This is a genomic window from Streptomyces oryzae (assembly GCF_017676365.1).
GTDB classification, from domain to species: Bacteria; Actinomycetota; Actinomycetes; order Streptomycetales; family Streptomycetaceae; genus Streptomyces; species Streptomyces oryzae.
This window is the reverse complement of the sequence record NZ_JADKMA010000118.1, coordinates 1-22,656: the sequence shown is the minus strand read 5'-3', so window position 1 is coordinate 22,656 and position 22,656 is coordinate 1. Positions and strand designations below refer to the sequence as shown.

Sequence of the window (22,656 nt, the reverse complement as noted above, 5' to 3'; positions counted from 1 at the left end):
GGGCTGGGCCGGGTCCGCGCGCGGTCAGGGGACGGCGGGGTTCTGGGCCTTGCGGAGCAGTTTGCGTACGTGGCGGGTGAGGCGGCTGTTCTCCCCGGTGACGGCGATGAGCATGCCGAGGAGCTGTTTGCCCAGGGCGAGGCGGGTGGCGGCGTCGGTGATTTCACTCCAGTGCCGTACCGCTCGCTGGGCGCTGGCCCGGGTGATGCCGTGGTGCATGCCCCACGCTGCCCCTTGCAGCTGGATGACGTGCAGGTCCCAGTGGGTCGCCGCGGCCGGGTCGCCCTGCAGCCGGGCGATCCAGCCGCGCAGTTCCCGGATGCTGATGGTGTGGGTGTGTGCGTGGCCGTAGGTGGTGGTGGCTTCCTGGTCCAGGCGTTCGGCCTGGATAGCGGCCCATGCCAGGCGCTTCGGGTCGTGCGGTGGTGCGAAAGTCGCGGTGATGGCCGCGACGCGCTCCCGGTATTCCTCCGGAGGCGGCGGGGGATGCTCAGCGCCTGCGCTTGCCCCCGCCCCTGCGGGAGTGAGGGCGGGGTAGGCGTGGGACTGTCCGTCCGGCCGCCGGCCGGCGGCCGGAGCGGCGGCTTCCTCACCGGCCCAGAACTGCGCGGAGACCAGGCCCCAGGGGGCGAACTGCGGTTCTTGCGTCACAGCTTCACTCCGTGTTTGCGCAGGAAGGCGGCTGGGTCGATGTCGGAGCCGTACTCCGGGCCGGTGCGGATCTCAAAGTGCAGGTGCGGGCCGGTCACATTGCCGGTGGCACCGGAGAGCCCGATCTTCCGCCCGCCTTTGACATGCTGGCCGGCGGAGACAGAGATCCTCGAGAGATGGGCGTACTGGCTGTAGGTGCCGTCCTGGTGCCGGATGACGACCTGATTACCGTAGGCCCCGCCCTTGCCCGCCGTCTGGACCGTGCCAGGCCCGGCCGCCTTGACAGGCGTCCCGGTCGGAACAGTGAAATCGATACCGGTGTGCATGCCACTGGACCAGGAACCGCCACGCTGGTGATAAGGGGTCCCCAGCGGCCCATCAGCAGGACGGGTCCATCCGGACGTGGACAACTTGCCGTCCGGGCCGGTCAGCCTCGCGACGTTACCCATGATGATCTTCACATAGTTGTACGTCTGCCCCTTCGCGAAGGACGCGGGGGGCACTCCCCGGTACTGCTCCACCCGGCCCCAGCCGGCGTTGTAACCAGCCAGAGCCAACTCGATGGGACTCCCGCTGTACTCAGGATGCTTCTTCGCCGTGGCCAGCAACTTGCACATCATCCGACCCTGAGCCGGTATCGCATCCTCCGGATCAAGAGGATCCTTCCTCCCATCCTTGTTACCGTCCACACCCGCACCCTTGTGACCGTCCTTGCCATACCACGTCCCCGGCATGAACTGCGCTATCCCCAACGCACCCGCCTCACTCACACCAGGGTCGGCCTGGAAGCCCGACTCCTGCTGCAGTTGGGCGGCCAGGACGCCTGCCGGGAGCCCGGCCTTGCAGTCGTCGGCGGCCTTCTGGATCAGTCCGGCGTAGGCGGCCGGCACGCCGTTCTTGCCGACCTTGAGTGAGCCTGCCGTCAGCTCGGCGCCGCCTCCGCCGCCTCCGTCGTCATCGGAGATCACCAGGAGGAGCACGAGTCCGAACGCGATGGCGAAGACGGCCGCGACCACGCCGCCGACTGTTTGCAGAATGCGAATGCTGCTCAAACGGCCGTCCCCCCTGAGCGGTTGAGCGGTGACCCTCGGCACCGCGTGCATTCCCGCCGACGGGGAATCGCCTGGACCGCGGTCCGATCGGCACACATTCTCACACCGGTTTTGGGCAGCTATCAGAAGGTACTTGTCACAAGGTTGCCACTTCTTGCACACTCCAAATGCCGCTTAGGCAGCTTAAATCCCCCTTTTTTACCCTCGCACAGGGTGTAAAGATGTGGAACCATCCGAGCCTCGGGCGCGACCTTAGAATGCGGCGGACACAAGCCCGGGCCGCCGCGGCTGCTGCCGTCTCAGGGTTGACCTCTTGTCAGGTGCGAGTGCAATTCCGGGGGGACGTTGTCCAAGAGATCGCCGGCGCTGGAGAAACTTCCGGCGCACGCTCGCCTTCTGATACCTGTACTCGGGCCCGCGGGCGGAAGCGGCCGGTCCACCGTTGCCGGTCTGCTGGCCGCGGCGTTCTCTGACGCCGGGCCCTCGGTTGTTCTGGACACCACTCCGCGGCTGACCTCACCGTGGCCTTTCTGGTGCGCTGAACCCGGTGCGGGGCTGGCGTCCATACCGCCGGACCGGCCCGCCACCCGGCAGCGCATACGGGAGGCGGCCTCCTGGTGTCCCGCCCCCGAGGGCCGTGCCTGGCAGGTGCTGACCGACCATCAGGAGTGGTCCAGCGCACCGCTGTCCCTGCCCACGGATCCGGCGGCCTGGCACCAGCTCGCGGCGGCCGGCGGCTGGCAGGCCGTCATCGCCGACACCCCCGAAGCCGTCGCCCAGGACCTCATCACCGCGCGGTGCGCCGGGCACGCCGGGCAGGCCGCCTCCTGGTGCTCGCTCCCTTTCGCCGTTCCCGTCCTGTGCGCAGCCGCCACCGGGCCGGGCGTGCAGGCCCTCCAGGTCGCGGTGAAGGCGGCCGTGGCCGAGGGACTGCCCCTGCAGCGCATGGTCATCGCCCTCACCGCGACGGGGGAGGGCCGCCCGCCGTCTCCCGTACGGGCCGCGGCGGCGATGCTCCGCTCGCACGTCTTCTCCGTCATCAACGTTCCCCACGACCCGCACATCCGCACGTACGGGATGAGCGACTCACACCGCATCAGGCCCAAGACCCTCGCAGCCGGATACGACCTCGCGAAGGCTGTGCTGGCCTCGGCTCATCAGGTGTGGGGCCACCCGCTCCCCGCAGCCCGTACGCCCGCCCCGTTGTCCTCCGACGCCCGCGTCGCCTCCGAAAAGGTGCCCGCATGAGTCACATGCTCGAAGCTTTCAACTCTCTGGCCGCCGGCCCGATCCCGGACTTCTCGCCGACCGTGCCCAAGACGCTCAAGACGCCGACGGGAACGATCCTCGGCTGGACGGCCGGCATCGGCCTGGCGCTGGCCGTCCTGGGAGGTCTCTCCGGATGGGCGTGCGTGGCGATCGGCCACAACAGTGAACGGGGCGGGCTGGCGGCCCGGGGCAAGCAGGCCATCGTCTGGAGCCTGGTCTCCGGCATGGGCATCGGGGTGACCTCCGGTCTCGTGATGGCCTTCTACAACATGACCCAGGCAAAGGGCTGAGAGACGCATGGACTACCGGAGCAAGGCGCGGCGCGCCCGGGTGCGCCTTGTCCTGCTGGGCGCGGCCGTGGTGGCGCTCGTGGCCGGGGGCGTCGCCGCGGCCCTCGGTAGCGCGGCGGAGGGCTCCTCCCGCTCCCCTCAGGCGAAGTCCTCCCCGGGCCGGACCGCGTCGCCTTCCCCGGCCCCCGGCGGGAAGAAGCACACCCCCGCCACCGCCCCGCGCGTGTCCGTGCTCAAGCCCAAGTCCTCGAAGAACGGCATCGGCACCGGCTTTCCGCACACGGCGGTGGGCGCCAGGTCGGCGGCCGTCTCGTACTGGCAGGACCTGAGCTTCATCGACGACCAGGCCGCCGAGCGGCAGTTGCGGACCATCGCCGCCCGCCCCTCGGACCCGGCCGTACGCAACGGGGTTTCCGAAGTGCGCAAGCTGCGTGAGGGGGTGGGGCTGCCACCCTCCGGCGGCCCTCCGAACGAGATGACCGTCACGACCAACGTCAAGGCCGTGCTGATGCGGAGCCTCGACCGCAAGGGAGACGTCGTCCAGGTGTGGATGGTCTACGACCGCTACGCCACCACCACCGAGAAGAGCACCGACGACAACCCGCTCAAGGACCAGACGGACAACCTGATCGTGACCTGGACGAGGGGCGACTGGAGAGTGACGGAAGCGCCGCACTGGGTGCGCCGGTCGGCGGGGCCGCGCGCCTACGACCCGCACAGCCCCTACGCCTTCCAGGACGGCTGGCGGCAGGTCGCCAATGGCTAGGTTCCTCGCCCGGTGCGGTGTGCTCCTGGCCGCCGTCGTCTTCGGCTTTCTGACGCTGAGCCAGCCCGCTTTCGCCGGGCCCAAGCCGCCGGACCCCATCCCCAAGGAGTGGCAGGAGACCGGGGAGACCGTCGGCATCAACACCAAGAACGGCGAGTACTGCCGCGTGGACACGGACATCAACTGCCGCGCTGCCCGCGACTGCGAACTCCCCGGCACGGTCTGCATCGGCGAGGGCTCCACCGACCCCAAGGAGGCGCGCAAGTACGAGGAGACCCAGCTCGAGAGGTGGCTGGAGAAGTCCGATACGAACAACCCCGACTTTCCGAAGATCAAGAAGTACCTCACGAACTGCGTGAAGAAGGACAAGAAATCCTTCCAGCAGTGCAGGGAGGAGGCCACTTGGAAGTGGCCGGGCGACGCGTACACCCCTCTCGACTGGGTGGGGGACAAGATCAAGGACTGGGCGGGCGGGGCCCTGGAGAAGGCGGCGGGCGCACTCGGTACCTCCGTCGTGTGGCTGATCAAGCAGTTCGCCGGGGCTTTCAACAGCATCTCCACCATCAAGCTGGCGAAGACCGGGATCGGCCCGGTGATGGGCATCATGACCGGAATGTCCATCCTGGTGGCCACGTTCCTGCTGCTGATCCAGTTCGCCAAGCTCGGGATCTCCCAGAAGGGCGCGCCGCTGGTGACGGCGATCACCGGTCTGGCCAAGTGGGCCGTGATCCTGGCCGTCTACGTCACCGCGACGCAGACGGCGCTGGACTGGTCGGACACGTTCAGCACAGCGATGATCAACTACACGCTGACCGGTGAGGGCGGTGAATCGGTCAGCGGGGCCGAGCTGGCCGACACGGGCACCGCGACCGAGGCCATGAAGCAGCAGTTGGGCACGATGTTCGCCGGCCTGGTCGGCGGGGGCGGGGGAGCCACCGCAGGAGCCGCGCTGATCACGGGCAGCGGTGTGGCTCCCGCAGCCACCGGATTCGTGATCGTCATCAGCATCCTGGCCATCGTGTCCGTGGGCGCGCTGTGGCTGGAGATGCTGGTGAGGCAGGCGTCCATCATGATCCTGGTCACCGTGATGCCCATCGCGCTGGCGGGGCAGATGAGCGACGCGACGAGCGAGTGGTGGCCCAAGGCCCGCAACGCGCTGATCTCGCTGATTCTCGCCAAGCCGGTGATCGTCATCTGCTTCAGCATCGGCGCCTCCGCGATGGGCAACGCGAAGGGCATCCGCAACGTCTTCGTCGGGCTGATCGTGTTCATCCTGGCCTGCTCCGCCTGGCCGGCACTGGCCAAGTTCATGACGTTCACCACCGTCGGTGCCGGGAACAGCGCGGCCTCCGGCATGCTGAGCACCATCGGCTCGTCAGTATCGAGTGCTTTCGGCGGCTACAACCCGTCGCTCGGCGGCGCCGGCATGGCAGGCGGCGGAAGCGGATTCACCCGGGCCCTGGAGGGCGAGAACGCCTCCGAAGGCGCGGGTGGCGGAGGGGGCTCCGGCGGCGGAGGCGGAGGCTTCTGGTCCAAGGCGATGATGGGCCGCAAGTCCGGCAGCTTCATGTCGAAGGTCGGCGGGACGGTCGGTATGGGCCTGCAACTGGCGGCGGCGGGCAAGGACATGCTGGAGAGCTCGGCGGGCAACATGGCCGCGCACGCCGGTCTCGACCACGCCCACCAGGGCGGACGTCATGTCGTGGTCCCGCGGCGCGGAGGCGACGGAGGCGATGGAGGCGGCGGAGGCGACGGGAGCGGCGGAGGCGGGGGGCAGTCGGCTCCCACTCCGCCCCCAGCCGCTCAGCCCGACATCCCCGAGTCCGAGCCGCCGCCGATGCCGCCCGGGCCGCCCCCCACCACGCCCACGCAACCCCCCGAAGGGAGCTGACCCGTGTCGAGTGCCGAGCCCGTCACCTACAGCGGCTGGCAGTCGGAGCGCAGCGGGTTCATCGGGAACCTCAGCGGCCCGGGGTTCGCTCTGGTGGCGGCCGCCTCGGTCATCGCCCTGATCCCGCTGTACGCCCGGTCGCTGTCGACCGCTTTCGTCGCCCTGCCCGTGTCCGCCGTGCTGCTTCTGCTCGCCTACGGGCGGGTGCTGGGGCTGACGGCGGACCAGTGGATCACCCTCGCAGTAAGGCACCAGATCGCCGTGGCCACCAGCAGAAACCTCTTCTTCTCCGGCTTCTTCGCCCCCCGCACCAAGGACGGGCAGCAGCCCATGGACCTGCCCGGGTCCCTCGCCCGCCTGCACCTCCTGCAGGCGCCCGACGGCCTGGGCGGCGACCTGGGCCTCATGCACAACCCCGTCGAGGGCACCTACACCGCCGTCTGCCGCATCTCCCATCCAGGACTGGCGCTGGTGGACACCGCGAAGCAGAACTCCCGGGTGCAGGCGTGGGCGGCGGTGCTGCGGAGCCAGTGCAAGGAGGACGGTGCGATCACCCGTATCGCCGTGCACCAGCGCTCCCTCCCGGACGACGGGGCCGCGCTGCGCTCCTGGACCGAGCGGCACATCTCCGAAGACGCACCCGCCGTCGCGGTCGAAGCCCTGGACCAGCTCATGGCGGGCGCCGGACCGGCGGCCACCATCCGCGAGACGTACCTCGCCGTCACCCTGTCCACCTCCCGCGCCCGCCTCGCCATCAAAGGCTCCGGGGGCGGGCAGCGGGGAGCCGCCGCCGTCCTGGTACGGGAACTCAACGCCATGCAGCCCGCGCTGGCCAGCGCCGGGCTCCAGGTCGTCGAGTGGCTCACCCCCCGCGGCCTGGCCCAGGCCATCCGCACCGCCTACGACCCCGAAGCGCACATGGTGCTCGCCGAGCGCAACAACGCCGCCAACAACAACCCCGACTGGCGGGGAACTCCCGCCGGCGTCGACCCCGCGCTGGCCGGCCCGGCAGCGGCCGAGAGCCAGTGGGGCGTCTACCGGCACGACGGAGCCTGGACCGTCAGCTACCAGGTCCGCGGCTTCCCGCAGGGTGAGGTGTACGCGACGTTCCTGCAGCCGCTGCTCAAGCCCCGGGCCAACGCGCGGCGTTCGCTCTCGCTCGTCTACGAGCCGATCGGCCCGGCCAAGGCGCGCAAGGAACTGGCCAGGGAGAAGACCAAGCGGGACGCGGCCCGCGGGCTGCGGGCCAAGACCGGCCGTTCGGAGAGCGAGGACGAGCGGCGCGAGGCGATCACCGCCCGCGCCCAGGACATGGCACGCGCCGCCGGACACGGTGTCGTCCGCCTCACCGCGCTGGTCGCCGTCACCGTCACCGACCTGGAGCAGCTGGAGATCGCCTGCGCCGATCTCCAGGCGGACGCCTCGGCCGCCGGGCTGGAGCTGCGGCGGGTGTGGGGCGCGCAGGACGACGCCTTCGCGGCCTCGGCGCTGCCGCTCGCCCAAGGGCTGCCCGACCGGCGGGTGGGCATCTGATGGGGCTCTTCTCCTCCCGCCGCCGCACGGATGACGACAGCCGGCTGAAGGCCCAGTCGCTGGCCGATCTCTTCGGCCCTGCCGAGGAGGGGCCCGTCCTGCCCCCGCAGCCCAGCGCCCGCGAACAGCGCCGGGCACGGCTGCTGGAGGACCCCGACACAGCGATGCGGGTGGCCCCCCGCAAAGGGTGGAACCAGCCCTTCGCGGGGCGGGCCGCCTCGATCAACAAGGCGGATGTCTTCCGTTCCGACACCGCACGGGCCAGCGGGATCTACCCGTTCCTGCACGGCGCCTCGCTCCCGTCCATCGGGGTGTACATCGGCTGGAACACCCTCACCCAGCAGGCGTTCAGCGCCCACCCGACCGCATGGGTCGGCGAAGGGCTGTGCACCAACCCGAACGTGATGATCACCGGGATTCCGGGGTCGGGAAAGAGCGCGCACATCAAGGCGCTGGCCTTCCGCATGATGGCGCTGGGGCACCGCACGCTGATCGCGGGGGACGTCAAGGGCGAGTACCGGCCGCTGTGCAGGCACCTGGGAGTCGAGCCCGTGCGGCTCGGCCCTGGCATGTCCGGCCGCCTCAACCCGCTGGATGCCGGTCCGCTCGGCCACGGGCTGGAGAGGACCACCAACCGTGAGGAGTTCACCGCCCGGCTCCAGGAGATCCACCGGCGGCGCCTGACCCTGCTGCAGGCGCTGCTGGAGCTCCAGCTGAAGCGGAACCTGGCCCCGCAGGAAGAGGAGTGCCTGGATGTCGCCGTACGGGAGGTGACGGGCGAGCTGTACGGGCAGGAACGCCTGCGCATACCGACCCTTCCGCTGGTCTACGAGAAACTCAAGGACCCCACCGCGGAGATGGCCCGCGAGATGCGGGTCCGCGGCAACGACGTGCAGCTCGCCCGCGAACAGATGGCCTCGCTGCGCGCCGCACTCGGCGGGATGATCACCGGTCATCTGGCGGGGCTCTTCGACAAGGAGACCTCGATCGGCCTGGACTGGGACGCGCCCATCCAGTCCGTCGACGTCTCCGCGCTGGAGTCGTACGGGGATGACACCATCGCCATGGTGCTCACCTGCGTCTCCTCCTGGGCGCAGAGCGCGATCGACCGCCCCGGCAACCGGCCGTGGCTGGTGGTCCGCGACGAGCTGTGGCGGCAGATGCGCAGCGGCGGTGCGGCGATGGTCCGCAAGATCGACGCCGACCTGCGGCTGAGCAGGGCGAGCGGCACCATTCAGGTGCTGGCGACCCACCGGCTCTCCGACTTCGAGGCGGTGGGGTCGGCCGGCTCGGAGGCGGTGGCCATCGCCAAGGACCTGATCGCCAGCTGCGAGACCCGCATCCAGCTCGCCCAGGACACCGCCCCCCTCAACCTCACCCGTGAGGCGATCGGCCTGACCGACGCGGAGTGCGACCTGATCGCCTCCTGGGGGGCGGGGCAGCGCGGCCGCGCGCTGTGGAAGGTGGGCCGCGGCAGCGGGCACGCGGTGCAGCTGATGCTCTCCCACATCGAGGAGAAACTCTTCGAGACCGACGAGCGGATGGTGATGTGATGGCCCAGCGTCGTGGTCTGGGGGGCGGGGGTGAGGTCTCCGACGGGACCATCATGGCCGCCTACGCGGCGGGGGTTGCCGCCATGGTGGGGGTGTCGACGCTGCTGGCCGGGCTGCTGGGCTGCGCGCTTTCCGGGAAGGGCTGGGCCCGCACCACCTCGGGGATCCCCGCAACGGTGCTCAACGCCCTGGTCCGCGGCCCGGGTTCCGCGTTCAGCCCGGCGCCGCCGGCCTGGCTCTTCTACACGCTGTTCGTGCTGGTGATGGCCGCGCTGGTGACCGCGGCGGTCAAGGTCGCGGCCGTGGTGCGGTTCAGCGGGCGCACCGGCGGCGCCCAGTGGGGCGGGTCGAAGACCGAGCGGAAGCTGGCGGCACCGCAGACTCCGCAGCAGCGCGCGGGCCGGCTGAGCGCGGGCCGGGGGATGCAGACGAAGAAGATCCTGGCCACCCAGCCGAACATCTCCGCCACCGTCTTCGGCGTCCCCGGCAGCAGCAAGACGACCGGGCTGGTGCTGCCCAATGCCGCCGAGTGGCAGGGCCCGCTGGTGGTCACCACCACCAAGGCGGCCGACCTGGATGTCATCTACGCCCGGCGCAGCGCGCTGGGCCCGGTGTGGGTGATCGCCCCGGCGGGCATCCCAGGCCGGGCGACGCACCGCTGGTCGCCGGTCGACTACTGCACCGACCCCAAGACCGCCGAGCGGATGGCGGCCTGGATGGCCGAGGCCTCGGCGTCCGGCGACGACAAACGGGCTGCACCCTGGGTCGACCAGGCCCGCAACGTCCTCAAGGGCGTACTGCTGGCGGCCCATCTGAACGGGGGCGGCGTCAACGACATGCGCCGCTGGCTCTCGCTCGGCAAGGACGCGGTCGACCACGTGCGGGCCGTGCTGCTGGCACACGACTACCAGGAGACCGCCGACGACTACGCCTCGCCGTGGCTGCGGCTGCACGAGGACGGCATCGGCTCCATCCAGTTCACCCTCAACGTCCTCGCACGCGTCTACGCCGACGAGGAGGTGCGGGAGACCAGCTCGGGGACCGACTTCACCATCGAGGAGCTGCTGGACCGCAACGGCACCGTGTGCCTGATCGCCTCCGAGGCCGACGCGGAACGCTTCGCCCCGCTGCTGACCTCGCTGGTCGCCTCGATCATCCACGGCGCCGAGATGCGCTACAACAGCACCGGCGTCCCGCTGGACCCGGCGCTGGGCGTGATGGTCGACGAGGCGGGCAACATGCTGCGCTACCCGCGGCTGCCCAACATCCTCACCACCGGACGCGGCATGGGCATCAGCCTGCTGACGGTGTGGCACGACCTGTCCCAGCTGCGCGACCGGCTGGGGCAGCAGAAGGCCAACACCGTGCTGTCCGCCTCCGGTCTGCGGATGCTGCTGCCCGGCTGCGGCGACCTGGAGACCCTGCGGTACTTCTCCGGCCTGTACGGGCGTACCGAGGTGCGGCGGGAGTCGACCACCCGGGGGCGCGGCGGGGACCACTCGACGCAGGTCTCTGTCGTGGAGACCGACCTGGCGCCCGTCCACGCGCTGCAGCAGCTGACCGAGTTCACCGCGATCGCCCAGTACACCAACCTGCCGCCGGTCAAGGTGCGGATGCGGCTGACGTTCCGCGACAAGGACCTGAAGAAACTCCTGGCAGCCCCCGGGCCGGCCGGGATATCCCTCGAGAAGAACCCACCGAACGGCACCACCCCCTTGGAGGTCGCTGATGTCTGAGTACACCCTGGAAGGTCTCGACGACCCGGCCTCGCTGTGGCCGGAGATGCCGGACCTGCCCGAGGAGGAATCCGCCGCCTACGGCTGGGTGTGGGCGGCGATGACGCCCGCCGAGCGCCGCGCCAAGATGCGGGAGCTGGCCGAGTGGGTGCAGTGGCTGCGCACCACGTTCGAGCTGCACAACCAGATCCCCCGGTGCTGGTACCGGCACCCCCCGGTCCGCGAGCACCTGACCGCGCTGTACGCGGGCTGGGTGCGCACCTACTGCCAGCCGGCACCCGGCCGGGACCTGGCCGAGGCCGAGTGGCTGTCGACCCTGCACGGCTTCCTGCCCCGGCTGCAGGTGGCCAGCTGCGCCAACGGCACCCACCACGAGGCCCCGCCGCTTCCGGCCGTACGCCCGGAAGCCCAGGAGGAGTTCGAGGACTACCTGACCGCGTCCGAGTTCGGCACCGCCGATTCCGCGCATCCTGCCGAGGCCGAAGCGCTGCGGCAGGCCACCGAGCTGTAGCGGCCGCCACCCGTCTTCCCGAGGAGGATGTGAATGACTGAGCAGCCTGTGGCGGCCGTACCGCCGGGCAGCGAGGCGCTGCGCAACGCCCTGCGCAGCCTCCCGTCGCCGTTGAACCGGCACAACGGGGAACTGCGCGGCGAATTCCAGCGCCTGCGCCAGACATGGGCCGACGCGCAGGCGGTCGCTGCGCCCGCCGGCCTGTTCACCGGTGACGAGCGGGCCGACGGGGCCGCGGTCGCCGCCGCCTTGCGCAACGCCGACAATTACGCCGACGCCCTGCGCGGCGACCCGCTGTGGGAGCAGTTGAAGGAGGCCCGCGAGGCGACGGCACGGATGCGGCGCTCCACCGTCGCGATCGTCGGGGAAAAGGCGTGGCGCCAGTACGTCGTGCCCAACGACCACTGGAAGAGGCTGTGGGCGGACGTCGGGCAGAACTCCAGCGAGACCTACGCCCGTCTGGCCGGCGCGCTCGCCGACCGGCTGGAGGGTGAGGGCCGCAAGGAGACAGCCGGGGCCGTCCGCGCGCTGCGGGAGCTGAGCAGCACGGCGGCGGCACACAGCCTGCGGATGCAGGAGCTGCCCCGGGACGGCCTGCCCACGCAGTCGCCCGAAGCGGTGGGCCGGGAGCTGAACGCGCTGCGCCACCCCTTCCCCGGGTATGGGCCGCACGGCGGGTTCGTGCACGACCCGCAGGACAGGCAGCTCATCAGCAAGGAGATCCAGCAGGCCGCCGCGGATGTCAACCACAAGCTGCGCGAGTGGACCGGCACCGAGATGGGCCAGCGGCTCCTCCAGGCGACGCACCCGTCCCTGAAGGCGTTCCGCCAGGCGTGGAAGGCGGTCTCCGACCCCCGCGAACAGGGCGACTTCCGCAAGACCGCCCAGCTCTACGGGCGGGTCGCGGCCCGCGCCCACCAGGTCAGGGAGGAGGCCCGCAAGGCGAATGTGCGCAACCCGGGCCGCTACTCCGCGCGGGACATCGCCGCGCTGGACGCGTTCGCGGACGCCAGCTACGCGCACGCGGCGCGCCTGGCCCGCACCAGGCCGCCGGGAAACAACCCGGGCGCGGCGCCCTACGAATCCCCGCACATGGCGCAGGCGGGCAACCGCGAGGTGGCCCGGCGGGCCGCTGCCTGGCAGCAGAGCGAGATGGGCCAGGCCCTGATCAACGCCCGCCCCCGGCACCAGCTGGTGACAGCCCTCGGTACGGCGTTGAAGGACCAGCCGCCCTTCCCCGTCCAGGAGAAGAGGGAGAAGGGCGAGCTGTTGCCGAGGGGCGGGCCGCACACCTACGACCAGTGGGCGGCCTCCGCGAAGATGGGCGAGGTCGCCGACGCGGCGAAGCGGCTGCTGGACAACGTGCCCCAGGACCGCTTCTCGAAGGCGGACATGGACAAGCTGCGCTCCCTGGCCGACGGCGCGAGGATGCACGCCTCGAAGCTGGCGGAGGCGGCACCGTCCAGGTCGGTCCTCCCGAAGAACCCGGCCCTGGGCCGGGTGCCCGCGACCAGTGCGCAGCGGCCGCAGCAGGCCCCGGCCCCCGCCGTGCAGGCGCAGGCCCCGGCACGCAGGCCGTCCGTCAGGGCGTGACGGCGGTGCCGGATGCGGGCGTCGCCCGCATCCGGCACCCGGTTCACCGGCGCGCTGCCACGCGGGGGCGCGCGGGCTGGGCGAAGCCGATGGCGGTGCGCGGGGCCTCCGTCGGCGGCTTCACTCGGGCCATACGCTGCTGGACCGCCTGGAGTTCGGCCTGACGCTGGCGGGGGGACAGCGAGGCGCGACGGCGCTCCTCGGCCAGGACGTCGACCACGGTGTCCCGGTACTGGTTGGCGGTTTCCCTGGCGACCTGGGAGGCGTCGAAGAACGCATGCGCCCCCGGCTTGCCCTGCTCCTGGAGTTCCTTGCCATGGGCCTGGGCCTCGAACGCCTTCTGGTCCGCCTTGCGGTAGCGGAGCATGGTGTTCTCCAGCAGCTCCCCCAGTTCGGCGTCGCTGCGGGCGGCCAGCGGCCCGGCGGCGCGGGCCCGGCGGCCTGCGCCCCAGCGCGGCCCTGTGGGCCGGTCCGGGAGGCCGGCGGCCGCGTTGATGGCCCAGTCCCAGTTGTCCGTGCCGGCCCGGCCGGCGTCCGTGGCGGCCTGCCGGGCGGCTGCCTGGTGGACCCAGTCCGTGGTCCTGGCGGTGAGCCGGGCGGCCTGTGCCGCAGCCCGCACCGACGTCTCGTCGTTCAGGCCGCGATTGCGCTCGGCCTCGATCACCTGCGCCGGAGTCTGCTTGCCGGACTGGAGCTCGGGTGAGTCCACCTGCGTGCCGTCAGGCCGGAAGACCCCCACGGCCGCACCCATCGCCGCGGCGCGGTTGGCGCTCTCGGCCAGCCGGTCCGGTGCGGGGGTGAACGGGAGCCGTGCGGTGCGGCGGTCGCTCAGATGGGCCTCGAGGGCGTTGAGCCGGCGTATGGGCTCCGGCGTGGTCACCGCGGCGAACTCGATGCGGTAGCCGGCCTGCTGGAAGCGCATCATGTCCTGCGCCAGCGCCTGCGGATCGCGGGCGTCCGTGCGCAGGACGGTGTTGGCCCGCTGGTCGATGGCGTACTGGGCGGCTGCCAGGTGCCGGGCCTCCGGCCTGACCCCGGCCTCCTCGACGGCCTCGTAGGCGGGGTGGAAGGGCGGGTACGCGCCGCCGAGCTCGACGACGGGGCCGCGGCGGGTCAGCTGCCTGTTCACCTCAGAAGCGACCGCGCCGACGCCGCTGCCCTCAGCCCCGGCCACGACGACCACGACGGGCTGGGCGGGCGGTTCGGCGGGCGGTGCAGGGTACGAGGGTGGCGGCGGCAGCGCCCGGTCGACGGCGTCTCCTGCCCTTTCCATGGAGGTGTCCGGCCCGGAGGGTGCGGTGGTGCGTCCCCCGGTGATCGAGCGCACCTCGTGCTGCACAGTGACCGCCCGGACACACGTGTCGAGCGGCAGCGGGTTCAAGACGCTGTTCACACCCTCCAGGTCGTACGGCCCTATGGCGGCCCCCTGGAGATGCTCGGACACCTCCTCCCAGCGCTGCGTCCGCCAGGAATCCTTCGCCGGGCCGTCGGGGGCAGGGCCGGAGTGGGTCTCTGTCAAAGCCCGAAAGAAGTCCGCGTAGCCGGGGCGGGTGAAGTGGTCGGGGGTGAGGTCCCCCATGACCTCGGGCACCCTTTCCGGACGCCGCCACAGATGTGCCAGCACCTGGGCCTGGAAGTCGGGGCCGGGGGTCCCGGCCCACTCGTTGTCTTCTATGGCCACCTATCGCTCCCCGTCCTCGCTGTCGCCGCGCCGCACCGGCACGACCTCTTCCGTCTCCGCCTGCGCCAGCCGGTCCAGCTCGGCCGCATGACGCTCGAACACGCTGATCACAGCGGCCTGCCCGGCGTCGTCAGGGTCGAGCGGGACATAGCGGTCGCCCCTGGCGACCCACCAGCGGCCGTCGAAGGAGATCGCCGCGCCCTCCGGGGTCAGGGCCAGCGCCCTGCCGTCGGCCACGGCCTCGTACAGGGGGCGCACCGTGGCGTAGTCGTCGATGACCTGCGCGCAGTAGGCGCGCGCCGTCTCGACGGCCTCGTGGTTGTCCGGGCGGATGGCCTCACGCCACTCGCTGATCCGGCGGCTGACGCCGAGCCAGCGCTCGCTTTCCGGCTGCCCGGCGCCGAACGGGGAGCCCGCGTGTTCGATGCGGGCGACACAGACAGCCTGGGCCTGGTCCATGGACGCAAGAAGGGCGTCGAATGCGCCGGCTGCCAGTTCGTCCCAGGCACCGGGCCTGATCTCGTCAAGTACTACGTTGGGTATCCCAGACACGCCACTCCTCCGAACGAAGCCGGTGTTGCCCGGCGGCCTCAGCCTAATGACCCCGGGGGTTCCGGTTGCCCTGAAAAGAGCGCTGAGCAGGGGGAGTTGGTTCCGGATCGGTCACAGTACGCCGGTGAGGGTGTGGCCCTCCCCCGGGTCGGCCACCCCGGGTAGCAGGCGAGCAGCGAGGAGTGAGGGAGATGGCCCGCGTCTGGCTGGATGTGCCCTTTGCCGAGAAGGACGAGGCCAAGGCGCTGGGGGCCCGCTGGGACCCGGCCGCCAGGCGCTGGTTCGCGCCCGGGCCGGGGATGCCGGGCCTGGAGCGGTGGGCGGCGCTGCCGGACCTGCCCGCCCTCCTGCCCGGCGAGGACCGGGCGTTCGGGTCCGGGCTGTTCGTGGACCTCGTACCGTCCTCGTGCTGGTTCACCAACGTGCGCTCGTGCGTGGCGCCACGCGACTGGGAACGGCTGCGGCGCATGGTGGGCGGCAGGGCCGGGCAGCGGTGCGAGGTGTGCGGGCGGGGCGAGGACCGTGGGGCACGGCGCCGGCTGGAGGCGCATGAGCGCTGGGAGTACGACGAGGCGCGGAGGGTGCAGCGGCTGCGGCGGCTGGTGTGCCTGTGCACCGACTGCCACACCGTCACCCACTTCGGGCTGGCCGAACTCAACGGCCGACGTGCTGCCGCACTTGCTCATCTGCGCGCGGTGACCGGGATGTCGGTGGCCGCGGCCGAGGCCCATGTGCGCTCCGCGTTCGCCCTCTGGCGCAGCCGCTCGGCCCACGAGTGGGACCTGGACCTGAGCATGCTCACCGGCGCGGGCATCACCGTGCTGCCGCCACCTGCGGCCCCCGAACGGGAGAAGACAGCGCGGCGGACCGTACGCCAGGAGCGGGCCGCCGAGGCGTCCGCTGCTCCCCCGGCCACCGCCCGGCCCGCGGCCCGCGCGCCGGCCGTACCGGAGGCGGACCCGGCACCAGAGGTGAGCGAGGAGGAGCTCGCCCGCGCGCTGGACACCGTCTTCGGCCGGCCCTCCCCCGGAGGCGGGCCGCAGTGGATCGCCGTACCCCGGTGGCAGTGGCTCTGCCACATGTGCGACTCCCATATGAGACCGCCGGACATCGCCGTGGCATCGGTGGCCGAGAACTCCCCGGGCCGCCTGCGGATCGTGTGCCGTCCCTGCGAATGGGCCCACCTGGTGGACGACTTCGACCTCGCGGGGCCGGTGCACCGGGCGGTGCTGGCAGCGGCGGCCGAGGCCCTGGAAGCTGCGGAGGGCGCGGCCACCTGGGACCCGCGCGAGCGCCGCTTCCGTACCGTGACCGGCCGGCTCACCGACGGGCGCGAGGAGCGCCGGGAGCCGCTGTGACCTCTTGCCGCGAAGCGACCGGGCCACGGGTCACGTCGCCCGGCGCGGCCCTTCGCGGCGGGAGGAGTCCGGACGCTGCTGGGGTACGGCGGGCGGAGCGGGGGGCTGCTGCGGCGTACGTGACTGCCGTGCCCGGGCAGCCTGTTCGGCGGCCCGCCTGTCGTCGGGAAGCGTTGCGCGGACGCTCACTTCGCGGCGGATCGCGGCAGCCGTCTCGCGCAGCTGGCGGGAGCGCTCGCGCATCCGCCGGGCCTCGGCTGTGGCGGCCTGTGTGTCCTCCCCGGCGCTGGTCCGCGCCCGTGTGAGGGCTGCGTCGGCGTCGCCCCCGGCCTCCTGCCAGTCGGCCAGGAGCTGCTCGTGCCGGCCGGGCTCCCCGGCGGTGACGGCAGCCTGGCCGCTGTGCTGTTCGGCCTGGGCGAGCTCCTCCGCGAGCCGCGCGGCCTGCTCGTCCAGCCTGCGCAGGTGCTCCTCCAGGGCGCGCCGTTCGGCTCCGCGCACCGCGGGCAGGCCCAGCCGCTGAGTCTCCGCCAGCCGGGCGGCCGACTCCCGGCGCTGAGCGGCGTTCTCCGCGGCCTGCCGGCGCGTCGTCTCGGCCTGCTGCCGGGCCGTACGCCACTGGTGGATGGCCTCGATACGCGCCGCCTGGGCTGCGATCCGCTGCTCGATCCGGCCCCCGGGAGCCGCTTCGGCGGCCAGCCGCTGAGCGCGTCCCTCCTGCTCGTCGGCCGCGCTGTCGGCAGCCCTCGCGGCCTCCAGCGCCCGGCGGTGCGCCTCCTGCAGCTGGGCATCGGTGAGCCGGCCATGGGGCCGCTCCTGCCAGGGCGGCACCCGGGAGCCCGCGGCGGCCGGCTCCTCCTCCTGGGCGCCCCGCAGGGTCCGGCGGGCCAGTTCCCGCCGGGCATCCGAGCCACGCCGGGCCCGCTCACGGTCCTCCAGCAGACCGGGCGCGAGCTCGGTGAGGGTCTCGCGGGCACCGGCGATCAGCCGCTCCTGGGCGGCGGCCGTCTCCTGCGCCTCGGCGGCCTCCCCGGCCAGCTGCCGGGCGCGTTCCTCACGTTCCGGCGTGTCGGCGTTCCGCAGCGCCTGGGCGCGGTTGGCGGCGTCCTGCGCTGCCTGCCGGGCGGCGTCCCTGGCGGCCTCAGCGCGGTGCAGAACAGCGAGGGCCTCCTCCACCCGCTGGACGCGGTCCTCGCTGCTGCGCCCGCGCCGGTCGGCCCGGCGCAGCGCCTCGCCCTCCATCTCCGCCGGCCGCGTCGCCGACGGGGCACCGCCCGCACCGGCCCGCCAGGCGGCGATCGCGGCGGCGGCCGCGTCGTAGTCGGCGGCAGCCACCGGATCGGCGGGCCGCTGTCCCAGCGCGGTGCTCTCGTGGCCGAACTCCCACAGCCTGCGGTACGTGAACGCCGCCAGCGCCGCCCGGTCCCACAGCGTGCGCGCCGCCTCGTCCTCGCCCGGGCGGGGGCCGAGAGCATCGAGCCAGGCAGGTGCCTCGGCTGCCAGCTCCTCAACCGTCCCGGCGGGGTCACCGGGAGGCTGCGCGGCGCGCCACACGCCGCGCAGAACCGCGTCCATGCCCCCCGCGGAGGGGGCGGGTCCGGTGGGGGCGGGCCCGTCGTGGCCGGCCAGATCGCGGTAGACGGCCGCCGCGGTGAGCCGCGTCTGCCAGGTCGCAGCGTCCTGCGCATCGGCGGGCCGGGGACCGTAGTCGGCAGCCCATCCCTGGCCCGCCTCGGCGTCGAGCTGGGCGGCTTCACCAAGCTGGGCGGCGCGCACTCGCGCGGCGGCGGCCAGGTCCCGGGCGGCCTGGAGGGTCTGCGGATCGTCGCCCGGCGCGGCGTCCGGCAGCAGCAGTCCGAGCGCTGCCAGCGGGTCGTCGCTCGGCTCGGGAACGGAGGTGAGCAACTGCGGTGCCGTCGCGGGGCGGGGCGCGTCCTGCGCACACCTGAAGGCGTGCGGGGACCCCTCGTCCGGGTCGAGGGCACGGGCGTTGCGCGCGTGCACGATGGCCGCGATGTCCCGCACCGGATTGCCGTCACCGTCGAGGAAGTCCCGCTGGTGCCAGGTCGTCTCCAGCAGCCGGTCGGTGTCGAATCCGTCCTCGGCCAGCTGCCCCAGCTGGGCGCGCAGCGCGGGCCAGGCGGGCGCCGATGTCAGCTGCTCGGCGGCCTCCTGACCCAGCAGCGCGACCACAGCACGGCGGGCCCGGTCATCGGCGATCTGGTCGAGGACGAAAGCCAGCCGGGCCGTGTGCGTACGTACCGAACGCGCGGCCTCCTCGCTGCGGCGAGCGGTCATGGTGGCCGACTGCTGGGTGCCGTCGCGGCGCAGCACGGACTGCCACACCTGGCGCTCCGTCAGCCGCTCGCCCGGCCGGCCGGTCTCCGGATCGCCCGGCTTCACCGTGACCAAATAGGCGTGGTTGGCCCAGCGGCCCCGGGTCAGTGCCGGGTAGGCGCCGTTGCGGTCCATCGAGCCGTCGAAGAGGGCATGACCGGTGTCGACAGTCAGGCCCTGGGAGCGGTCCTTGGTGACCGCGTAACCGAGCTCCACGGCTTCCGACACGTAGGCGGCGGGCAGTGTGACGCGGCGCCCGGTGCGGGCGTGCACGGCGGTGATACCGCCGTCGTCCTCGACGGCCTCCACCTTCCAGGTGTCCCCGTTGCGCACCCACTGCCGGCCGTCGTGCGTGCGCAGCCGCCGGTCGTTCGCGCGGGTGACGATCCGGTCGCCGGCACCCGCCCGGTTGCCGTCCCCCAGCTCCGTCTCGACGCCGGTGTCGACCTCGCCGCGGGCCGCCATGTCGCTGCGCGCGCGCTCGTTCAGCTGCGCAACGAGCGCGTTGCTGGAGGCGATCATCACCGAGTTGAGGCCGTCGGCGGTGTCCTGCTGCCAGGCGGTGTAGACGGCGTCGAGCATGGCGTCGGCACTGCCGTGCCGGATCCGGCCGCGCTGCGCATACGCGTCGAACGAAGCGTCCGCGTCTCCGCGGGAGACCGCCGCCGCAGCCTCGACCTCCCAGCGGCGGATGGTCTTGTCGGCGTCCCGGAACCGGCGCACCTCGGACAGATATTGCGCACCCGCGTCGGCCTCGATCAGGGCCAGCGCACCCCCCACACCCGGGGAGCCCAGCTGGCGCGGGTCACCGACCAGCAGCAGCCGTCCGCCGACGGCCTCCACCTGCTCGGCCAGCGCCCGCAGATCAGGTGTGGAAGCCTGGCCCGCCTCGTCGACGATGACGATCTGGCCGGGCCGCAGAGACCACTGAGGGCCGCCGTTGCGCTCGCTCATGTAGCGCCAGCGGGCAATGTTCTCCGCCCGGATTCCGGCTTCCTCGGCGAGATTGTCGGCCTGCACCTGGCCGCCCGCCAGGCCCAGCACAGGGAGCCCGTGCGCGTCCGCTGCCTCCCGTACCAGCCGCATGATGGTGGTCTTTCCGGTGCCCGCAGGACCGATGACAGCGCCCACCCGCGTGTCCGACCCCAGCAGGTTCCGCACCACCTGACGCTGCTCCGTGCTGGGCGTGAAACCGCGCTCCTCGTCGCCCGCGGCAAGCGCCGCATCGACCTGCTCGGTGCTCAGAATCCGCACCGGAGCCGGCCGGGTCGCGGCCTCCACCAGCTCCCGCTCGGCGGCCAGAATCCCGTGCGAGGTGAAGACCTGACCGGTGGCTACCGGCTCGAAAACCGAGGCTCCGTCGGCCCGGCGGAAGCGCTCCGGAAGGGCCACCGCCTCCGGTGCGTCCAGCCGCTCGCACAGGTCCGGATCGAGCAGCGCGTCCGTTGCGCGCTCCACCGTTTCCGCGAACGCGGCGTCGTCCAGCCGCACATGCCAGCCCGCCTCGACGAGCTGTCGGTAGACCTCGGCAGCCGCGTTGGAACGCGTCCACTGCGCGCGCTGTCCCTCCAGAATGCGCAGTGCGCGTGCGGGGATTTCCGACAGCGGAACGGGTGCCTCCGCAGCGTTTTGCGCACGCTCCTGTGAGGTTTCCGGAGCACTTTGCGCACGCTCCCGGGATGCCTCCACTGCGCGCTGCAGCAGTGCTTCAGGGTGCGCGATCCCCAGCTCCCGGGCCTGCGCAATCCACCTGCCGCGCTCCTCCTCGACAGTGGTCGGCTGCTTGTCCGGACGGGCCGTCAGTGCGGCGGCCTGAGCCAGCTCGTACTCCTCTGCGCGAGTGGGCTCGCGCCCCTCCCGTGCGCGGAAATCACGGGTCATCGAGGCCAGTGCGTACTCGGTGGTACGACGGCGCTGCGAGAAGCCCCGGACTGCCTTGTCGCCCACGCCGAGGAACTCCCGAACCGGCCTGCGTGCAGGGCGCAACGAGTTCTGCCGGGCCTGCGCGAGCACCCCGAACTCGGCCGCCATCCCCCGCTCGAGCTCGGCCGTGTACTGCTCGGAGAACTCCACCACACGGGCGTGCAACGGCCGCGCGTCGAGCGCCAGCCAGCGCCCGTCTTCGGTCCGTACCTTCGAGCTGATCTCCAGGTGCCGGTGGAAATCCGGGTCGCCGGCGCGGGAGCTGCGATGGGAGAAAACCGCAGCGATGAACCCCCGCCCGGGCACCTGAACCTGGGCCGCCGCGGTCGGCCCCACCCGCGTCCAGCACGCCTCTTTCTCGATGCGCGCGAAGACCTTCTCGAACGCCGCGCGCTCCACCGCTTCGAGGCGTGCGCGCTGCTCGTCGTCGGCCGTCGCCCACAGCACGGAGAAGCTTTTGACCGGAGAGAAGACCATCTCCCAGCCCGCCCGCGCCGTCCGGTTCCCTTCCTTGTCGGCCTTGGCCCGCAGCTGCTGACGACGAGCTTCGGACGCCTTCGGCTCCGCCTCGAGATACTTCGCGTACAGCTCGTCAGCAGGCGTGTAACGCGGCCAGGCCCGGCCCATCCGGCTGCCGCTGACGGGGTCAACGGCGTCCTTGAAGACCGCGTCGGCAGCCTCCTGAGTGACCGTCCCCGACAGCCCGAGTGCTGCCGCCTCGGCCCCCAGCCACTCGCCCGGAGTGTCCCCGCCTTCGTCCCAGTGATCCGCCAGATCCTTCTGACCGGCCTTCACATCGTCACCGGAAACGGTGCGCATCAGATAGTCGATACCGGAGCCTGCCGATATCGGATGCAGCGTGATCACCAGCGCCCTCCTGCCTCTGCCGCGCGCGCACCAGGCGGCGGCGTCAGGAAGGCAACAAGGCTGGGCATGACAGCAGTTCACAGCACCGGGGGGCGAATAGCAAGAGGTGTGACTGATTTTGAGATGCCGTTGGGCTGTCAGATCAAAGCTCCGGATGGAGCTGGGGTCTGACAGCCCAACGGCATCTTCCTTGTCTGTGACAGGCATGGGACATCAAAGGCCCTTGTGGCGGGCATGGCGTTCAGGAAGCATGTGCGGACATGACGTCACGACACAACGAACGCCTCCAGGAGCGGCGCCAGGCGCTGCGCGAACAGCACAAGCGCGAACTGGAGGAGGCCAAGCGGCGGCAGGCCGCCCAGCTCGCCTCCATCACCACCTTCGACCAGCGCATAGCCAAGCTGGAGGACGCCCGCCGCGACGTGGCCGCGGCGGTCGCCGAAGCCGTCGCCGCCTTCGGCGGCCGGCGCGACGCCGCCGCCGCGCTCGGACTGACTGCGGCCGAGGTGCGGGATTACGTCAACACGCACGCGGAGCACGCTGCCCGCCGCCCGGACGCGGGCAGCGAAGGACCGGCCGCCGAGGGCGAAGGACAGGGCGAGAGCGCGCCGCAGGAAGCGCCGGCTCCGGGCGCGGCTGATACGGCGCCCGGCGCGGCAGCCGACGCGGCGGCCGGTGAGCCGACGTCGCCGACGATTGCCGCGCCGACCGCGGGTCCGGCCTGAGCCACGCCGCGGACCGAAACCAGCAGCCGCACCCTCACGCACAGAAGGCCCCGGCGGCGCCGTGTTCCGGCGCCGCCGGGGCCGACTGATCAGCCGTCCGATGGCCTCGGTGCGGCCTACCGGTTGCGGCCCCGGAGCTCGTCGTCGTTGCCGCGCTGCTCCGCCTCGCGGGCGAGCCGTTCGGCCTCGGCAGCCGCCTCCTGCGCCGCCTTCTGGGACGCCAGGAATTCCTTCAGCTGCTCCGGCGACATCTCGTTCGACATGGTGCGCTCCTTCTCGGTAGCGCCGAGCGGTGCCTCCGTCGCGAGGGAGGGGGTCCGTGGTGGGCCCTGCCCGGCGCAGCCGATCAGCCCTGGGGGTGGGGTGGGGGC

Annotated in this window: 17 protein-coding genes; 11 read left to right on the top strand and 6 right to left on the bottom strand. The window is 72.2% G+C overall.

The genetic code is table 11. The features are described 5' to 3' along the window. Positions 1-24 precede the first annotated feature (24 nt). Positions 25-651 (bottom strand): hypothetical protein, encoded by a 627-nt coding sequence (locus ITI46_RS21730; protein ID WP_209241372.1) that lies wholly within the window; start codon positions 649-651, stop codon positions 25-27. After that, positions 648-1,703: a peptidoglycan DD-metalloendopeptidase family protein gene (locus ITI46_RS21725; protein WP_247746374.1), complete on the bottom strand. Its 1,056-nt coding sequence runs from the start codon at positions 1,701-1,703 to the stop codon at positions 648-650. The genes ITI46_RS21730 and ITI46_RS21725 overlap by 4 nt, the downstream gene beginning before the upstream one ends. Before the next feature lie 345 nt (positions 1,704-2,048). Between ITI46_RS21725 and ITI46_RS21720 the strand changes: the two genes are divergently transcribed. From ITI46_RS21720 to ITI46_RS21680, 9 genes are read left to right on the top strand one after another with little or no spacing between them, the layout of a single operon-like run. Then, positions 2,049-2,951, top strand: coding sequence for a hypothetical protein (locus ITI46_RS21720; RefSeq protein ID WP_247746373.1), 903 nt, complete (start codon positions 2,049-2,051; stop codon positions 2,949-2,951). After that, positions 2,948-3,262: a hypothetical protein gene (locus tag ITI46_RS21715; protein ID WP_209241370.1), complete on the top strand. Its 315-nt coding sequence runs from the start codon at positions 2,948-2,950 to the stop codon at positions 3,260-3,262. Before ITI46_RS21720 ends, ITI46_RS21715 begins: the two co-directional genes overlap by 4 nt. A gap of 7 nt (positions 3,263-3,269) precedes the next feature. Next, on the top strand, positions 3,270-4,028 hold the full coding sequence (locus ITI46_RS34945; protein WP_247746372.1) for a hypothetical protein: 759 nt from the start codon (positions 3,270-3,272) through the stop codon (positions 4,026-4,028). Further along, positions 4,021-5,919, top strand: coding sequence for a hypothetical protein (locus ITI46_RS21705; RefSeq protein WP_209241369.1), 1,899 nt, complete (start codon positions 4,021-4,023; stop codon positions 5,917-5,919). The genes ITI46_RS34945 and ITI46_RS21705 overlap by 8 nt, the downstream gene beginning before the upstream one ends. Positions 5,920-5,922: 3 nt before the next feature. Further along, positions 5,923-7,452 (top strand): SCO6880 family protein, encoded by a 1,530-nt coding sequence (locus ITI46_RS21700; protein ID WP_209241368.1) that lies wholly within the window; start codon positions 5,923-5,925, stop codon positions 7,450-7,452. Continuing rightward, a complete protein-coding gene (locus tag ITI46_RS21695) occupies positions 7,452-9,005 on the top strand; it encodes a putative type IV secretion/conjugal transfer ATPase (protein WP_209241367.1) in 1,554 nt (517 codons plus the stop codon). The genes ITI46_RS21700 and ITI46_RS21695 overlap by 1 nt, the downstream gene beginning before the upstream one ends. Next, a complete protein-coding gene (locus ITI46_RS21690) occupies positions 9,005-10,741 on the top strand; it encodes a type IV secretory system conjugative DNA transfer family protein (RefSeq protein WP_209241366.1) in 1,737 nt (578 codons plus the stop codon). Before ITI46_RS21695 ends, ITI46_RS21690 begins: the two co-directional genes overlap by 1 nt. Then, positions 10,734-11,252: a hypothetical protein gene (locus tag ITI46_RS21685; protein ID WP_247746371.1), complete on the top strand. Its 519-nt coding sequence runs from the start codon at positions 10,734-10,736 to the stop codon at positions 11,250-11,252. Before ITI46_RS21690 ends, ITI46_RS21685 begins: the two co-directional genes overlap by 8 nt. Positions 11,253-11,285: 33 nt before the next feature. Continuing rightward, positions 11,286-12,845 (top strand): hypothetical protein, encoded by a 1,560-nt coding sequence (locus ITI46_RS21680; protein ID WP_209241365.1) that lies wholly within the window; start codon positions 11,286-11,288, stop codon positions 12,843-12,845. A 43-nt stretch (positions 12,846-12,888) separates the two neighbouring features. On the opposite strand, the gene ITI46_RS21675 is transcribed toward ITI46_RS21680, so the two are convergent. Both ITI46_RS21675 and ITI46_RS21670 read right to left on the bottom strand, forming a co-directional pair. After that, positions 12,889-14,526 carry a zeta toxin family protein gene (locus ITI46_RS21675; protein ID WP_209241364.1) on the bottom strand — a complete coding sequence of 546 codons (1,638 nt, stop codon included), beginning with the start codon at positions 14,524-14,526 and terminating at the stop codon, positions 12,889-12,891. Beyond that, positions 14,527-15,078: a hypothetical protein gene (locus ITI46_RS21670; protein WP_209241363.1), complete on the bottom strand. Its 552-nt coding sequence runs from the start codon at positions 15,076-15,078 to the stop codon at positions 14,527-14,529. Between the two features lie 191 nt (positions 15,079-15,269). Between ITI46_RS21670 and ITI46_RS21665 the strand changes: the two genes are divergently transcribed. Further along, entirely contained in the window at positions 15,270-16,436 is a 1,167-nt protein-coding gene (locus ITI46_RS21665; protein WP_209241362.1) for a DUF5710 domain-containing protein, read from the top strand. Positions 16,437-16,466: 30 nt separating this feature from the next. Here ITI46_RS21665 and mobF read toward each other — a convergent pair whose 3' ends face one another. Continuing rightward, the gene (gene mobF / locus ITI46_RS35545; RefSeq protein ID WP_209241361.1) at positions 16,467-21,560 is read right to left on the bottom strand and encodes a MobF family relaxase; all 5,094 of its coding nucleotides are present in this window, start codon (positions 21,558-21,560) and stop codon (positions 16,467-16,469) included. Positions 21,561-21,820: 260 nt separating this feature from the next. Here mobF and ITI46_RS21655 point away from each other — a divergent pair, with 260 nt between their 5' ends. Continuing rightward, on the top strand, positions 21,821-22,285 hold the full coding sequence (locus tag ITI46_RS21655) for a hypothetical protein (RefSeq protein ID WP_209241360.1): 465 nt from the start codon (positions 21,821-21,823) through the stop codon (positions 22,283-22,285). Positions 22,286-22,401: 116 nt separating this feature from the next. Here the strand turns inward: ITI46_RS21655 and ITI46_RS21650 are convergent. After that, positions 22,402-22,656: hypothetical protein (locus ITI46_RS21650; RefSeq protein WP_209241359.1), on the bottom strand; the 255-nt coding region annotated here is incomplete at its 5' end.

Coding starts and splice junctions, on each gene's coding strand:
- ITI46_RS21715 (WP_209241370.1), top strand. CDS start 2,948: ATGAGTCACATGCTCGAAGCTTTCAACTCTCTGGCCGCCGGCCCGATC.
- ITI46_RS34945 (WP_247746372.1), top strand. CDS start 3,270: ATGGACTACCGGAGCAAGGCGCGGCGCGCCCGGGTGCGCCTTGTCCTG.
- ITI46_RS21705 (WP_209241369.1), top strand. CDS start 4,021: ATGGCTAGGTTCCTCGCCCGGTGCGGTGTGCTCCTGGCCGCCGTCGTC.
- ITI46_RS21695 (WP_209241367.1), top strand. CDS start 7,452: ATGGGGCTCTTCTCCTCCCGCCGCCGCACGGATGACGACAGCCGGCTG.
- ITI46_RS21690 (WP_209241366.1), top strand. CDS start 9,005: ATGGCCCAGCGTCGTGGTCTGGGGGGCGGGGGTGAGGTCTCCGACGGG.
- ITI46_RS21685 (WP_247746371.1), top strand. CDS start 10,734: ATGTCTGAGTACACCCTGGAAGGTCTCGACGACCCGGCCTCGCTGTGG.
- ITI46_RS21680 (WP_209241365.1), top strand. CDS start 11,286: ATGACTGAGCAGCCTGTGGCGGCCGTACCGCCGGGCAGCGAGGCGCTG.
- ITI46_RS21665 (WP_209241362.1), top strand. CDS start 15,270: ATGGCCCGCGTCTGGCTGGATGTGCCCTTTGCCGAGAAGGACGAGGCC.
- ITI46_RS21655 (WP_209241360.1), top strand. CDS start 21,821: ATGACGTCACGACACAACGAACGCCTCCAGGAGCGGCGCCAGGCGCTG.